Origin of the sequence: Brevibacterium casei CIP 102111 (assembly GCF_900169275.1) — a bacterium.
Classification (GTDB): domain Bacteria; phylum Actinomycetota; class Actinomycetes; order Actinomycetales; family Brevibacteriaceae; genus Brevibacterium; species Brevibacterium casei.
This window is the reverse complement of sequence record NZ_FXZC01000002.1, coordinates 417,465-431,262: the sequence shown is the minus strand read 5'-3', so window position 1 is coordinate 431,262 and position 13,798 is coordinate 417,465. Positions and strand designations below refer to the sequence as shown.

14 protein-coding genes are annotated in these 13,798 nt (G+C 68.9%); 3 read left to right on the top strand and 11 right to left on the bottom strand.

The genetic code is table 11. The annotated features are described in order from the left end of the window. Positions 1-102: 102 nt before the first annotated feature. From BC102111_RS18130 to BC102111_RS05580, 7 genes are all read right to left on the bottom strand, one after another. The gene (locus BC102111_RS18130) at positions 103-891 is read right to left on the bottom strand and encodes a transglycosylase family protein (RefSeq protein WP_269668295.1); all 789 of its coding nucleotides are present in this window, start codon (positions 889-891) and stop codon (positions 103-105) included. A 102-nt stretch (positions 892-993) separates the two neighbouring features. Next, the gene (locus tag BC102111_RS05605) at positions 994-3,372 is read right to left on the bottom strand and encodes an ATP-binding cassette domain-containing protein (RefSeq protein WP_101623756.1); all 2,379 of its coding nucleotides are present in this window, start codon (positions 3,370-3,372) and stop codon (positions 994-996) included. Positions 3,373-3,379: 7 nt separating this feature from the next. Beyond that, positions 3,380-3,790: a VOC family protein gene (locus BC102111_RS05600; RefSeq protein WP_095375569.1), complete on the bottom strand. Its 411-nt coding sequence runs from the start codon at positions 3,788-3,790 to the stop codon at positions 3,380-3,382. Between the two features lie 25 nt (positions 3,791-3,815). Then, positions 3,816-4,226, bottom strand: a complete 411-nt coding sequence (locus tag BC102111_RS05595; RefSeq protein WP_009375762.1) for a helix-turn-helix transcriptional regulator — start codon at positions 4,224-4,226, stop codon at positions 3,816-3,818. Beyond that, positions 4,223-5,755, bottom strand: coding sequence for an APC family permease (locus BC102111_RS05590; protein WP_009375763.1), 1,533 nt, complete (start codon positions 5,753-5,755; stop codon positions 4,223-4,225). Before BC102111_RS05590 ends, BC102111_RS05595 begins: the two co-directional genes overlap by 4 nt. Positions 5,756-5,763: 8 nt before the next feature. Next, positions 5,764-7,125 (bottom strand): flavin monoamine oxidase family protein, encoded by a 1,362-nt coding sequence (locus tag BC102111_RS05585; RefSeq protein WP_095375568.1) that lies wholly within the window; start codon positions 7,123-7,125, stop codon positions 5,764-5,766. Positions 7,126-7,236: 111 nt separating this feature from the next. Beyond that, entirely contained in the window at positions 7,237-8,172 is a 936-nt protein-coding gene (locus tag BC102111_RS05580) for an SDR family oxidoreductase (RefSeq protein ID WP_063250919.1), read from the bottom strand. A gap of 63 nt (positions 8,173-8,235) precedes the next feature. Between BC102111_RS05580 and BC102111_RS05575 the strand changes: the two genes are divergently transcribed. Continuing rightward, positions 8,236-9,186, top strand: coding sequence for a helix-turn-helix transcriptional regulator (locus tag BC102111_RS05575; RefSeq protein WP_095375567.1), 951 nt, complete (start codon positions 8,236-8,238; stop codon positions 9,184-9,186). A gap of 24 nt (positions 9,187-9,210) precedes the next feature. Here the strand turns inward: BC102111_RS05575 and BC102111_RS05570 are convergent, their stop codons facing one another. After that, a complete protein-coding gene (locus BC102111_RS05570; protein ID WP_101623755.1) occupies positions 9,211-9,975 on the bottom strand; it encodes a septal ring lytic transglycosylase RlpA family protein in 765 nt (254 codons plus the stop codon). 136 nt (positions 9,976-10,111) lie between these two features. Next, positions 10,112-10,453, bottom strand: coding sequence for a hypothetical protein (locus BC102111_RS05565; protein ID WP_095375565.1), 342 nt, complete (start codon positions 10,451-10,453; stop codon positions 10,112-10,114). A 55-nt stretch (positions 10,454-10,508) separates the two neighbouring features. Here BC102111_RS05565 and BC102111_RS05560 point away from each other — a divergent pair, with 55 nt between their 5' ends. Both BC102111_RS05560 and BC102111_RS05555 read left to right on the top strand, forming a co-directional pair. Then, positions 10,509-11,288, top strand: a complete 780-nt coding sequence (locus tag BC102111_RS05560) for a glycerophosphodiester phosphodiesterase family protein (RefSeq protein ID WP_095375564.1) — start codon at positions 10,509-10,511, stop codon at positions 11,286-11,288. A gap of 48 nt (positions 11,289-11,336) precedes the next feature. Then, a complete protein-coding gene (locus tag BC102111_RS05555; RefSeq protein ID WP_009375781.1) occupies positions 11,337-11,678 on the top strand; it encodes an RNA polymerase-binding protein RbpA in 342 nt (113 codons plus the stop codon). Positions 11,679-11,765: 87 nt separating this feature from the next. Here BC102111_RS05555 and BC102111_RS05550 read toward each other — a convergent pair whose 3' ends face one another. Both BC102111_RS05550 and BC102111_RS05545 read right to left on the bottom strand, forming a co-directional pair. Beyond that, a complete protein-coding gene (locus BC102111_RS05550; protein WP_009375783.1) occupies positions 11,766-12,518 on the bottom strand; it encodes a polyprenol monophosphomannose synthase in 753 nt (250 codons plus the stop codon). A 321-nt stretch (positions 12,519-12,839) separates the two neighbouring features. Beyond that, positions 12,840-13,754 carry a metal-dependent hydrolase gene (locus BC102111_RS05545; protein WP_095375563.1) on the bottom strand — a complete coding sequence of 305 codons (915 nt, stop codon included), beginning with the start codon at positions 13,752-13,754 and terminating at the stop codon, positions 12,840-12,842. Between the last annotated feature and the right edge of the window lie 44 nt (positions 13,755-13,798).

The window sequence follows — 13,798 nt, the reverse complement described above, 5'->3', positions numbered from 1 at the left end:
CAACCTAACGAAGATGTACGTTCATGTCCGCCGAGTGCGCGTGGGAATCGGCTCAGAGCTCGGTCACCGTGCCCTGAATGGTCGTGCTCCCCCGTCGACCGATCACTTGTTGAGATCGATGACGTGCCCGGTGAGACCCGTGTCGTTGGCGTTCGACGAGTTCTCGTCCGCACCGTCGTCGGTGCCGGCGCCCTCGCTGCCCGGGGTCTCAGTCAGGGATTCGTCCTCGGTCGTCGAGTCGTCGTCCTTGGGGTCTTCGGGCTTCGAGTCATCGGCCGGCTCATCCGATTTGGGCTCCTCAGCCTTGGACTCGTCCTGCTTCGGCTCGTCGTCCGTCGAGTCCTCGTCCGTCTTCGGTTCGTCCGCCTTCGGCTCTTCGGTGGGCTCGTCGTTCTTCGGTTCCTCAGTCGGCTCGTCCGCCTTGGGCTCGTCCTTCTTCGGCTCCTCAGCCTTCGGCTCGTCCTTCGGTTCGTCCTTCGGCTCGTCCTTCGGTTCGTCCTTCTTGGGTTCGTCGGCCCGGCCGTCGTCGGCGGCGCCGTTCTCCTTCGTCAGACCGGCCTTCTTCCCGCACGTCGGCCACGCTCCTGGACCCTGGACGGCGAGGGTCTTCTGCGCGATTCGAATCTGCTCCTCACGGCTGGCCTTGTGCGGCATCCCCTCACCACCGAACGCCTTCCACGTCGACAGGGAGAACTGCAGGCCTCCGTAGTAGCCGTTGCCGGTGTTGATGCTCCAGTCACCGCTCGATTCGCATGCGGCGACGCGATCCCAGACGCTCTTCGCCTCGTCAGCCTGCGAGGGCGCTCCCACGCCGAGGAGTCCGGCTGCGGCCAGTGCGGCGGCACCGACGAGCGCGGCGGTTCGGTGCAGATGAGTCGTGAGGAGTTTCACAGTGGTCGTCTCCGTTGTGAGGTGGACAGGGAAGAAGCCTCGGATGTCACCGAACCCCTGCTCACGGTAATCGACTCCCCCGACCGTGTCCATATCGGGCGTTCAGACGACGGCGCCCTCCCGCACGTATTCGCCGAGGTGGCGTGCCGTGAGCGTCGACCCGTCCGCGATGAGTTCGGCCGGGGTCCCCGCGAAGACGATGCGTCCGCCGTCGTGACCGGCACCGGGACCGAGGTCGATGAGGTGGTCCGCATGCGCCATGACCGCCTGATGGTGCTCGATGACGATGACCGTGCGTCCGGAATCGACGAGTCCGTCGAGGAGGCCGAGCAGGTTCTCGACGTCGGCCAGGTGCAGGCCCGTCGACGGTTCGTCGAGGACGATGACCGAGGCGGCCTCGGCGGCTTTCGCCGACAGGTGGGTGGCGAGTTTGAGCCGCTGCCGCTCACCGCCGGAGAGCGTCGTCAGCGCCTGACCGAGGCGGAGGTAGCCGAGTCCCACATCGACGAGGGTGCGGGCGACCCGTGCCGCCGCGGGCACCTTCGACTCCCCCGCGGCGAAGAAGTCGACCGCCTCGGCTGCGGGCATGTCGAGGACCTCGCGGATGCTGCGGCCCCCGAACGTGTACTCGAGCACGGCGGCCTGGAAGCCCTTGCCCTCGCAGACATCGCACGGTGCGGACATCCCTGCCATGACCCCGAGGTCCGAGTAGATGATCCCCGTGCCGTTGCACACCGGGCACGCACCTTCGGAGTTCGCGCTGAAGAGCGCGGGCTTGACGCCATTGGCCTTCGCGAACGCCTTCCGGATCGGGTCGAGCATGCCCGTGTACGTCGCGGGATTCGACCGCCTCGACCCCTTGATCGGGGCCTGATCGATGACGACGATGCCCTCGCGCCCGACGAGGGAGTCGTGGATGAGCGTGCTCTTGCCGGACCCTGCGACACCGGTGACGACGGTGAGGACGCCGAGTGGGATGTCGACGTCGATGTCGCGGAGGTTGTTGCCGTTCGCTCCCCTGATCTCGAGCGCACCCTCGCCGATGCGGGCCTCCTCCTTGAGCGAGGCCGTGAACCCGAGGTGCTCACCGGTGCGGGTCCCCGAGGCGCGCAGGCCCTCGACGGTGCCGGTGAAGCAGATCTCTCCCCCGGCGCTGCCCGCACCGGGACCGAGGTCGACGACGTGGTCGGCGATGCCGATCGTCTCCGGTTTGTGCTCGACGACGAGGACCGTGTTGCCCTTGTCCCGGAGCTGGAGGAGCAGCCGGTTCATCGACTCGATGTCGTGCGGGTGGAGGCCGATCGTCGGTTCGTCGAAGACATAGGTGACGTCGGTGAGCGCCGAACCGAGGTGGCGCACGAGTTTGATCCTCTGCGCCTCTCCCCCGGACAGCGACCCCGACGACCGCTCGAGGGAGAGGTAGCCCAGCCCGATGTCGACGAAGGCCTGCACCGTCGCGCGCAGGGAGTCGAGGAGCGGGACGACCGTGGGATCGTCGATCTCATCGAGCCAGGTGGGAAGGTCGGAGATCTCCATCGCGCACACCTCGGCGATCGACTTCCCCGCCAGCAGCGACGACCGTGCGGCGGCATTGAGCCGGGTCCCCTGGCATTCCGGGCAGACGGTGAAGACGACGGCCCGGTCGACGAACTCGCGGATGTGCTTCTGCATGCCGTCGCGGTCCTTCGAAAGGAACGAACGGTTGATCCGCGGGATGAGACCGTCATAGGTCATGTTCGTCCCGTTGATGACGATCTTCTCGCCCTCGAGGTGGAGCAGGGCATGGCGTTCGGACTCGGTGAACTCGCCCACCGGCATGTCGGGGTCGAAGAGCCCCGACTCCGAGTAGAACCGCACCGACCACCCGCCGACCTTGAACCCGGGGATCGTGATCGCCCCGTCGTTGATCGACTTCGACTCGTCGACGATCTCACTGATGTCGATGTCGGTGGCCGTGCCCATGCCCTCGCAGTGCGGGCACATGCCGCCGTTGACGGTGAAGGTGCGCCGCTCGACCTCCTTCGTCTCCCCCTTCTCGATCGTCACCGCTCCCTTGCCGCTGATCGTCGCGACGTTGAACGAATACGCGTTCGGAGACCCGAGGTTCGGTTCGGCGAGGCGGGAGTAGAGGATCCGCAGCTTCGCGTTGATGTCGCTGACAGTGCCGACGGTCGAGCGCGGATTCGATCCGATCCGCTCCTGGTCGACGAGGATCGCCGTCGTCAGGCCCGAGAGGACGTCGACGTCGGGCCGGGCCATCGTCGGCATGAACCCTTGGACGAAGGCGCTGTAGGTCTCGTTGATCATCCGCTGGGACTCGGCGGCGATCGTGCCGAAGACGAGCGAGCTCTTGCCGGAGCCGGAGACCCCGGTGAAGACGGTGAGTCGGCGTTTGGGCACGTCGACGGAGACGTCCTTGAGGTTGTTCTCCCTCGCCCCGCGCACCTGGATGAAGTCGTGGCTGTCCGCTGGCTGAGTCATCGGCGCGTCACGCCCGCTGCTGGATGCGGATCATGTTCCCGGCGGGATCGCGCAGAGCGCAGTCGCGCAGTCCGTAGGGCTGGTCCATCGGCTCCTGCACGATATCGGCGCCCTTGGCCTCCACCTCGGCGAAGGCGGTGTCGACGTCGGGGCTGGCGAGGACGATCGCGGCATAGCTGCCCTTGGCCATGAGCGAGTCGATGGCCGCCCGTTCGGATTCGCTCACGGTGGGGTCGACGACGGCGGGGGTGAGCACGATCGACGTGTCGGGCTGGCCGGAGGGGCCGACGGTGATCCACCGCATCTGCCCCTCCCCCACATCGAGGCGGACGTCGAACCCGAGGACGTCACGGTAGAAGGTCAGCGACGCCACGGCGTCGACGTGCGGCAGGAAGCTGGCGTTGATCGAGATGTCCATGCCCTCATCCTAGACGCGGGCGTTCTCACGGGACTTCTCGATTCCTGACCGGTCGCAGCGCGGCCTTGACGACGATGCTCGGCAGCGCATGGGCGCCGTGGGCGGCAGCCGCCCGGTACTCGCGCGGGGAGACTCCGACGAGTTCGCGGAACCGGGTGCTGAAGGTGCCCAGGGAGGAGAAGCCGACAGCGAAGCAGATCTCGGTGATGCTCAGGTCACCGCGGTGGATGAGCGCCATCGCCCGCTCGATCCGCCTCGTCATGAGGTACGAGTACGGGGGTTCGCCGAAGGCGGCGGCGAACCGGCGGCTGAGATGGCCGGCGGACATGTGGACGCCCGCGGCGAGGCCGGGGACGTCGAGGGGACGGTCGTACTCGCGGTCGATCCGGTCCCGGACCCGGCGCAGGGCCACGAGCTCGGGATCGGCACCGCTCACTCGGCGTGGAGTCCCTGCTTGAGGGTCTCCCCGCGGAAGAACGCCGGATGCCGGATCGCCTGGACGATCATGATGACGACGCCGAGGAGGAGCACCCCGATCCCGAGGACGAAGACGAGGCCGATGCCGAAGACCGACGACCCCGAGCCGTACGCGGGGTCGAGGGAGTCGATCGCGGTGCGGACGAAGATGACGAGCAGGGTGACCCCGCCGATGAGCGGGAAGAGGAATCGGAAGAAGACCGTGCGCGCTGAGACGAAGAGCGACTTCCGGAAGTACCACGTGCACGCGAGTCCCGTGATCCCGTAGTAGAAGCAGACCATGAGGCCCAGCGCGGTGATCGTGTCCCACAGCGCGTTCTCCGACAGCAGCCGCATGACGACGTAGAAGATGATCGCGGCCGCCGCCGAGGTGATCGTCGCCACCGACGGGGACTTGAACCGCGGGGAGACGTTGCCGTAGCGCTTCGGCAGGGCCCCGTAGTGGCCCATCGCGAGGATCGTCCGCGAGGGTGAGACCATCGTCGACTGCAGTGAGGCGAGCGAGGACGAGAGCACGGCGATCGAGACGATGATGGCGAAGGGTCCCATGATCGGTCCGGCCAGGGCCGCGAAGATCGACTCCTGGTTCTCCGGGTTGCCCGCCCCGAGGCCCTCGGTGCCGACCCCGGCGTAGGAGATCACGGCGATCGTGCAGGCGAGGTAGATGATGACGATCGCGAAGATCGTGAGCATCGCCGCCCGTCCCGGGGTCTTCTCCGGGTCCTTCGCCTCTTCGTTCATCGTGATGACGGTGTCCCAACCCCAGAAGAGGAAGATCGAGAGCGACACGGCAGCCGCGATCGTCGAGAAGTCGCCTGCGGCCACGGGGTTGAACCAGTCGAGTTGAACGGGTGTCGGGTCGTAGGCGGTGCCGGTGGCGACGTGGACGAGCGCGGAGATGACGAACCAGCCGAGGGCGAGGACCTGGAAGGCGACCAGCCACACCTGGACCTTCTCCGTGGCTTCGACGCCGCGGTAGGAGATCCACGCGGCGACTGCGGTGAGCGCCACGGTGATGGGGATGTTGATCCACAGCACCCGTGTGAGGTCGGCGATCGCCGGGTCGGAGAAGATCTGGCTGAGCAGGATGAAGAGGAAGTCGACGCCGACGGCGGCGAGGTTGGACAGCACGAGGACGGTCGCGGCGATGAGGCCCCAGCCGCCCATCCATCCGAGCCACGGTCCGAAGGCCCGTGTGGCCCACGTGAAGGTCGTGCCCGAGTCGGGCATGGCCGTATTCAGCTCGCGGTAGCCGAAGACGACGAGGAGCATGGGGACGAAGCCGATGAGGAGGATCGCCGGGGTGTGGACGCCGACCTCCGAGATCGTCGGGCCGAGCCCGGAGGTCAGGGTGTATGCGGGGGCGATGCAGGCGATGCCGATGATCGCTCCGCCGATCGCGCCGACCTTTCCTGCTGAGAGCCCCTTCGCGCTCAGTCCGGAGTCGGTCTCGATGGGGCGGTCCGGTGCGGGTGTTGCCGAGGTCATTCGCTCATCTAATCAGATCGGTGCCCGGAGGAGAGAATCGTCTCAGCGGTGGTTCTGCCGATGCGCACCGCCCCGTCGACGTGCTGGTAGCCGCGGCCGGCGATGTCGGAGCTGGCGAACCGGATCGGTCCGACCGGGTCGTTCTGATACCGGCCCCACCGGTGGAGCCCGCCGAGGTCGTAGCTCGTCGCGTACGCCCCACGCGTCCATTCCTCGGCGCCGAAGTCCGAGAGGTGGAAGACGATGGGGTCGAGGGCTTCGGGTCCGAGGAAGTCGGCGATCGCCTCGAGGATGGTGCGCTTGCGGTCCTCCTCGTCCAAGGCCCACATCGCGTCGGCGTTGACGTCGGAGATGAACCCGACGAGGGTGCCCTGCTCCTCCCCGTGGTTCGTGTTGTCGTAGACCTCCTGGACGAGATGCCCGACGCCGAAGCCGGTGCCCGAGAGTCCCGCATCGCGCCAGAAGGGCCGCGGGTAGGTCGCATGGACCTTGATGACCAGCCCCATCGACTGGTGCTGGTGGAAGACCTGCTGGAGGCGCGGCAGGTGGGGGACGTAGGTGATCCGCGAGTAGAGGTTCGGGGGCACGGCGACGATGACGTCGGTGCCCGCGAACTGCGCGTCGTCGGTGCTCACGACGACTGGGTCACCGGACCAGTCGATTGTGCGCACGGGGCTGTTCAGCCGCACCACCGTGTCCCCGAGGTCGGCGGCCATGAGTTCGGAGACCTGCTGCATGCCGCCGATGACGCGGCGGTCGAGGATGAAGTGGTCGTCGACGAGGTTGGAGAACGATCCCGCCGAGGCGGCCATGAGCACGGCCTGGAGCGTCGAGAACGCTGTGTCGGGTTTCGTGAGCATGCCTCCGGCGACGAACATGCCGATGTTCTCGCACGCGAGTTCGTCGGCCGACTGCTCGCGCAGCCAGTGGTGGAAGGAGATCGAGTCGAGCTCCTTCGCGTCCTCGGCATCCCAGGGACGCTCTGCCCCGATGCGCGCGGCGAGGTCGTCGAGGATGCCGATGAGGCGGTCCATCTCCGACTGCCTGCGCTCGGGGACGGGGAACGCGTCACCGGAGTAGACGGTGCGGGTGCCGTCGGGGGCGAGGAAGACCCGATCGCCGTCGCGGTGCCGGGGGAAGGTGCTCAGCCCGAGTTCGTCGACGAGGTCGAGGATCGCGGTCTGGTCGGGTGAGATCCACTGGCCGCCGATCTCGAACATCTGCCCGTCGATGCGGTCCGTCCAGGTCCTCCCTCCCACCCGGTCGCGGGCTTCGAGGACGACGACCGAGCGGCCGGCTGCGGTGAGCGTCCTCGCGGCGGTCAGCCCTGTCGGTCCCGCTCCGACGATGACGACGTCGACTCTCTCCATGGCACTCCCCCGTAATCTTCGCTGCGGCACGCGCGTCTGCGCGCGTAGCACTCAGGGTAGCCACGGGCCGGTTCCTTGGGAAGGACCGTCTCGCCGACGCGGAACGCGCGCTCACCGGAACGCCAGCGGATCGGCGTCGGGGTCGGCGTCCTTGGCCTTGAGGAAGCCCCAGGCGTCGGGGCGGGAGCCGTCGAGGTCGGTGAGTCCGTAGGTCGTCGCGAGGTCGAAGCTCGACAGGGTCCGCCCCGTGAAGCGGTGCCGGTCAGGGTCGGCGGCCAGCGCGGCGATGCCCCTCCCGAGCATGTGCGGGGTCTCGGAGACGGCGAAGTCGGCAGGCGGTTCGCTCCGGTCCGGGTCGAGGGCGTCGGAAAGCCAGGTCTCCTCGGTCGTCGAGAAGCCCTCGAGCATCATCTCCGAGCGCAGCCATCCGGGGGTGAGCGCCACGGCCGTCGCCTCGGCGCCGGCGAGGTCGTGGGAGAGGCCGAAGGCGAGGCGGCTGATCGCCGTCTTCGTCACATCGAGCCACACCGACTCCCGATAGTGCGTCGCGTTGTACTCGCTCGTCCCGTCGGTGATCTCGACGTGGAGTCCGCCGGGTCGCGCGGTGAGCAGCGGCAGCAGCGCGCGGGCCGTCCTCAGATGGCTGATGAGTCCGGTCTCCACCAGTCGCATGCCCCTGACCGCGTCCGCGCGCCAGAACGGCTCACCCCAGGAGACGTAGGCCTCTCCCCCGATGTCGCCCACGAGGATGTCGAGGTGCTCGCTGCGCGCACCGATCCGCTCGGCCAGTTCCGCGACGTCGTCGGCGACGAGGTGGTCGCAGACGACGGCTTCCCCGTCGCCGCCCTCGGCCCGGACGAGCTCGAGCGTGCCCTCGATCGTCTCGGGGCGCCCGTAGTCCGAGGGTGCATCGGTGCTCGAGCGCCCCGTGCACCACACGAAGGCTCCGGCTGCGCCGAGTTCCCGGGCGATCGCCCGTCCCGCCCCGCGGGTGGCCCCGGCGACGACCGCGGTCCGTCCGCTCAGTGGTCTCGTCTCATCAGTCATGCGACCAGTCTGGACGCCTATCCCTGACATCTTCTGTCAGCGACTGCGACTATTCTTGCCAAGGTGAAGGCTGCCCGACTCGTCTCCGAGATCGTCCTCCTCTCCGCGCGCTCGACGCCGCTCACCGCCCGCGCACTCGCCCGGCGACTCGAGGTCACCGAACGCACCATCTACCGTGATCTCGGCGAGCTCTCCTCGATGGGGGTGCCCGTCGTCGCCGAGTCCGGTCCCGGCGGCGGGATCCGTCTCCTCGACGGGTGGAGCTCCCCGCTGTCGGGTCTCAACCGCGCCGAACTCGAATCCGTCCTCATCGGGTCGCTTGCCGCCACCGATCTCGGACTCTCCCGTGAGCTCGCCACCGCGCGGGCGAAGATCCTCGCCTCCGAGTCCGACGACACGGACTTCACGCGCACCGTCATCGTCGACGGCCCCGACTGGTTCACCGAGAAGGAGGACCTTCGCGCCCTCGAGCCGCTCGTCACGGCGCTGCGCACCCGGCGTGGCGTGCGCATCGTCTACACCCGCTCCGGTGAGTCCGCCGTCCGGTGCCTCATCCCCCTCGGCCTCGCGGTCAAGGCCGGCCGCTGGTATTGCGTGGCCCAGCCGCCGGGCGGCTCGCCGCGGACGTATCGGGTCGCTCGGATCACCGACGTCGACCCCGTGTGGACGGCGGTGCGCGGGCCTGCGGACTTCGACCTCGGCGCGTTCTGGGAGAAGGCGAAGCGGGGCTTCGACCGGGCCATCCGCACGACTCCGGTCCGTCTCCGCCTCGCCGAGGCGGCCCTCCCCGATCTCCTCCGCGCCGTTCCCGGGCCGCTGACCGCGGAAGCGATCGCCTCGGCGCAACCGGTCGCCGACGGCGACGAGTGCGAGGTCGACATCCTCCTCGAATCCGCTGAGATCGCCGTCTCCCAGCTGCTCACGGTGCCCGGGGTCACGGTCGTCTCCCCGCCGGGGATACGCGACGAGGTCGCGAGCAGGGCTCGCGACCTCGTGCGGCGCAACGGGCGCTGAGGGGGCTCCGGGACGGGCCGGGGTTCAGAGGACGGTCCAGCTCCCCTGGATCTCGCCGGCGCTGATGCCGCCGACGGCCTGCATGGCGGCCTTCGAGAGGTCGATGCAGCGCGAGCCCGAGTAGGGTCCGCGATCGTTGATGCGCACGGTCACGGACTTGCCGTTGGCCGTGTTCGTCACCTTGACCTTCGTCCCCAGCGGAAGGCTCTTGTGGGCGGCGGTGAGCTTGCTCGCGTCGAAGGGTTCCCCGCTGGCGGTGGGGTTGCCGTCGATGCCGTCGCCCCCGCCGTAGTAGGACATCGGGCACGATCCCGACTGGCCGCCGGACGAGCTGCCCGAGGCCTTGGCGCCGGATCCCCCGGATGCCTCCCCGCCGCTCTTCGCCTTCGATGACGTCGACGACGAGGACTCGGCCTTCGCGGGCGCGGTCTTGGGTGCCTGGGTCTTCACCTCGAGCGAGACCTTGCCCGGCTTCTCCTTCGCCTGTTCCTCGGCCTTCTGCAGGGCCTCATCGGCAACGGGGGCGGCGGGAGCCTCGACGACGACGGGACTCTGCGCGACGACACGCGAGGAGTCCTGGGCGGCACCGGGAACCATGGCGAACGTCGAACCGACGACGGCGGCGGTCGCCGCTGCGGGGACGACGAACGCCGAGAGGACAGGGCGGGACCGGACCGCTGCCAGCACTCCCCCGGCCGACTCTGGGGTGTGGCGTCCGCTGCGCCGCTTCCGCGGCGCGAGTGCGGAGAGGAATGAGCCCTTCGTCGTCGGCGAGGAGTGTTTGCCCACTGTCCGTCCTTCGGGTGAATGCGGGCACCCAGACAGACGCTGACTGTGCCCGATGGTTATCGGATCGTTACCGAAGGACAGTCTAGTTAACGAACTGTTACATTTTCAACGCGGCGCGCGGCTGACCGCCGAACGATCACCCGCGGTCGCCGCGGCGCTGGGAGGCGCGGGCGACGAGGCGGCGGACGCCGTTGGCACCGTTGGTCACGGTCTCCTGCGCCCTGTCGAAGGCGCGTTCGACCTTGCCGCTGCGCACTGCGTCATCGATCGCGTGGGACACGTTGCCGAGTGCCCTGTTCACTCCCGACTCGGTCGCCTCGATGAGGCGGGATCCCTTCGCGGCGTCGCGGACGTTGCGCACCCCGCTGCTCGCGGCGCCGTACGCGCGCTCGGCGACGGAACGGGCCCGCTGGGCCGGGGTGCGCTTGGTCGAATCGATGACGAAGTCGGGTTCGATGGGATCTTCTGCTCGGCTCATGCCTCCATCGTTGTCGACCCCGGGGCGGATTTCAACAGGCGCCTAGGATTGGGGTATGAATTCCCAGCCGGAGGTCATTGCGCATCGGGGCGGGCGCTGGCAGGAGACGAGCGAGAACACGCTGCCCGCCTTCGCGGCCTCGGCTCGGGCCGGTGTGCACTGGATGGAGACCGATGTCCACGCCTCGGCCGACGGCGTCCTCTTCGCCGCCCACGACGCAGACCTCGACCGGATCGCCGGAGTCCCGCATCTCATCCGGGACCTTCCCGCGTCGGAGGTCGACCGCATCGATCTTCTCCACGGGGGCCGACTCCCCCGCCTTAGCGACCTCCTCGACGCACTGCCGGACGTGGAGTGGAACATCGACGTCAAAGCTCCACACTCGATCGGCCCGATGGTCCGCTTCGTCCGGACCCGGCATGCCGAGGACCGGCTGCGCCTCGCCTCGTTCTCCGACGCGACCCTGACCCGGCTGCGGGAGGCGCTGCCGGGAGTGCGCACCTCGGCCGGGACGGGTGAGACCGCCCGCTTCGCCCTCGGTTCCCTTCCCTGCCTGCCCGCGCAGGGACTCCTCGGTCTGCGCTCGGGCCTCGACGCACTCCAGGTGCCGATGCGCTGGAAGGGTCTGCCCGTCGTCACCGAGGACTTCGTCGCCCGCGCCCACCGGGTCGGACTCGTCGTCCATGTCTGGACGATCGACGACCCTGCGGACATGCTCACGCTCGCCCGCCTCGGCGTCGATGGGATCGTCACCGACGAGGTGCTCCTCGCCCAGCGCACACTCGCCTCGGGGGTCGCCGACCCGGCGTCGGAGGGGAATAGCCGGAGACGGTAGACTGTTGCCTTTGTACGGTCGCCTGCAGTCGAGTCGAAGGGAAGAGAGATGAGCGAACGCAGTCTCCGCGGTACGCAGTTGGGCTCGCGCAGCCTCGAGTCGGAGGAGGGTGTCGAGCCCGCGCCCCGGCAGATGGTCGAATTCGAGTGCGAGGACGGCACCCGCTTCAAGGTTCCGTTCTCCATCGAGGCGGAAGTGCCCTCGACGTGGGATTCGGGCATCCACGGCATCGGCGTGCGCGTCGGCGTCAACGAGCCCGACGGCGAACCCGAGAAGCATGTGCGCTCGCACTGGGACATGCTCCTCGAGCGCCGCTCGTTCGACGAACTCCAGGTCCTCCTCGACGAGCGCCTGGCGATCCGCCGCGGCGAGGTTCCCGCCCAGAGCTGAGACAGCACACACCGAGCAGGACGCTCGGATGAGGGGGTGTCGGTCCGTCGACCGACACCCCCTCTGTCATGTCCGCACGGATACGGGTCAGCTGCGGCGGCCCGAGAGCATCTGCCGCAGCTGACGACCGCGCCGGGCCAGACCCCAACCGGCGACCTTGGTGAAGGCCTCGGAGATGATCGAGGAGCTCATCTTCGACTCCCCGAGTTCGCGTTCCACGAAGACGATGGGGACCTCGAGGACGCGGAAGCCGGCGTCGACGGTGCGTCCGGTCATGTCGATCTGGAAGCAGTACCCCTGCGACTGCACCCCGGTGAGGTCGAGGGCCTCGAGCACGGCCCGCCGGTAGGCCCGGAATCCGGCCGTGGCGTCGCGGACGCCGAGCCCCATCGCCGCGTCGACGTAGAGGTTGGCGCCGCGTGAGAGGAGGAAGCGCGAGTACGGCCAGTCGACGATCTCCCCGCCGCGGACCCAGCGGGAGCCGATGACGAGGTCGGCCTCGTCCGCGAGCGCCGGAGCAAGCAGCTGGCCGAGGTCGAGGGGGCGATGGGAGCCGTCGGCGTCGAACTCGCAGATGATCGCGTAGTCACGCTCGAGTGCCCACGCGAAGCCGGCGATGTAGGCCATGCCGAGACCGGCCTTCTCGCTGCGGTGGAGGACGTTGACGCGTGGGTCGACCGCTGCGAGTTCGTCGGCCCACTCCCCCGTTCCGTCGGGGGATCCGTCATCGACGATGAGGACGTCGACCTCGGGCTGGTGCTCGAAGAGCCCGGCGAGGGTGACCGGCAGGGCGAGGCGTTCGTTGTAGGTGGGGATGACCACGAGGATTTCTGAGACCACCCGCCCCACCCTACGCCCGCAGGGGCGAAACAATGAGCCGACACCCCCGCCTTCGGACCACGGTGTGCGTGCAGTCACAGCAGCGCAGTGCACCGAGTTATCTAATGACGGGAGCGTCGGCTCCACTCCACGACCGGTGGAATGTCATCGTCGAATCTAATGGCTCCGACCGCCCCAGCAAAATCCCTCTGACCTGCGGTTTTGATCAACTTCCCAGGTGAGGGCCAGGTTCGGCGGGAAGAAATTCCTCTGCGCCTCGGCGTGTCGGATTGCTCTCGGGCCCGCAGGGCGATCTCAGGCACGCATCAGGTCCGGTCGCGCTCAGCCGATCCGGGTGGGGAGGGGGACGTCCGCGGCGAGCTCCGGCAGGCCCGGGGTGCCCGAGCGCGGGTCGGTGCTCCACGCCGCCACGCGCGGATCGGCGACCTGGACGACGAGCCGCTCGACCCGCCAGCGACCGAAGTCGGCAGCGGCACCGGGACGCAGCACTCCCCCTTCGGGGTTGCCCGCCGCGCGATGGGCGAAGCGGGTGGCGGCGTTGAATGCGGCGCGCGCGCCGATGCCGTGGGTGCCGAGGACGGCCGAGCGGACTCCCGCCCACGGGGAGTCCTCGGCGAGGACGAGGGAGACCTGGGCGCCGGCGGAGAGCAGCGGGGCGAGCGGCTGGTCGAGGCTGGGGTCGAGGGTGATCGCGATCCCGGAGCGTCCGAGCGCCTCGACGTGGGACTCCGGGACGGCGAAGTCGAGGAGGAGCCGATAGCCGAATCGCTGCGCGTGCGCCGGATGCTCTCCGAGGCGGGCGAGGACGGCGTCGAGCTCGGTGCTCGAGGCGACGGCGAGGTAGAGGGAGGTCTCGGGGAGCGTCTCGAGCTCGGCGAGGGCGGCCGCGGGCAGCCACGCCCGCTCGGTGCCCGCCGCGAGGTCGGGATAGGCGACGATGCGCAGGTCCTCGGGTGCGTCGGCGACGAAGTCCCGGATGGCGGACGAGGGGCCGAGGACGTGGACGTGGGCGATGCCGCGATCACGCAGCGCCGTCGCCGTGGGCGAATCGGGCCCGAGGATGAGACCGGCGTGGACGAACCCCGGCGCGAGGAAGTCCCCGTCGAGGTTCTCCGCCTCCGGGTCGAGGGCAAGGGCCGCCTCGTCCGAGCCGATGAAGTTCACTGTCCCGTCCGCGCTGCCGAGGGCGGTCGCGAAGGGGTCGACGCTGCTGTAGACGTCTCCGCCGTAGTACATATTCACAGCCGCCAGGCTACACCTGCCGTCCACCGCTGCGGGCA

Excerpts from the sequence above, each read along its gene's own strand:
- BC102111_RS05605 (WP_101623756.1), bottom strand. The coding sequence starts at position 3,372 with ATGACTCAGCCAGCGGACAGCCACGACTTCATCCAGGTGCGCGGGGCG.
- BC102111_RS05600 (WP_095375569.1), bottom strand. The coding sequence starts at position 3,790 with ATGGACATCTCGATCAACGCCAGCTTCCTGCCGCACGTCGACGCCGTG.
- BC102111_RS05590 (WP_009375763.1), bottom strand. The coding sequence starts at position 5,755 with ATGACCTCGGCAACACCCGCACCGGACCGCCCCATCGAGACCGACTCC.
- BC102111_RS05585 (WP_095375568.1), bottom strand. The coding sequence starts at position 7,125 with ATGGAGAGAGTCGACGTCGTCATCGTCGGAGCGGGACCGACAGGGCTG.
- BC102111_RS05580 (WP_063250919.1), bottom strand. The coding sequence starts at position 8,172 with ATGACTGATGAGACGAGACCACTGAGCGGACGGACCGCGGTCGTCGCC.
- BC102111_RS05565 (WP_095375565.1), bottom strand. The coding sequence starts at position 10,453 with ATGAGCCGAGCAGAAGATCCCATCGAACCCGACTTCGTCATCGATTCG.
- BC102111_RS05560 (WP_095375564.1), top strand. The coding sequence starts at position 10,509 with ATGAATTCCCAGCCGGAGGTCATTGCGCATCGGGGCGGGCGCTGGCAG.
- BC102111_RS05555 (WP_009375781.1), top strand. The coding sequence starts at position 11,337 with ATGAGCGAACGCAGTCTCCGCGGTACGCAGTTGGGCTCGCGCAGCCTC.
- BC102111_RS05545 (WP_095375563.1), bottom strand. The coding sequence starts at position 13,754 with ATGTACTACGGCGGAGACGTCTACAGCAGCGTCGACCCCTTCGCGACC.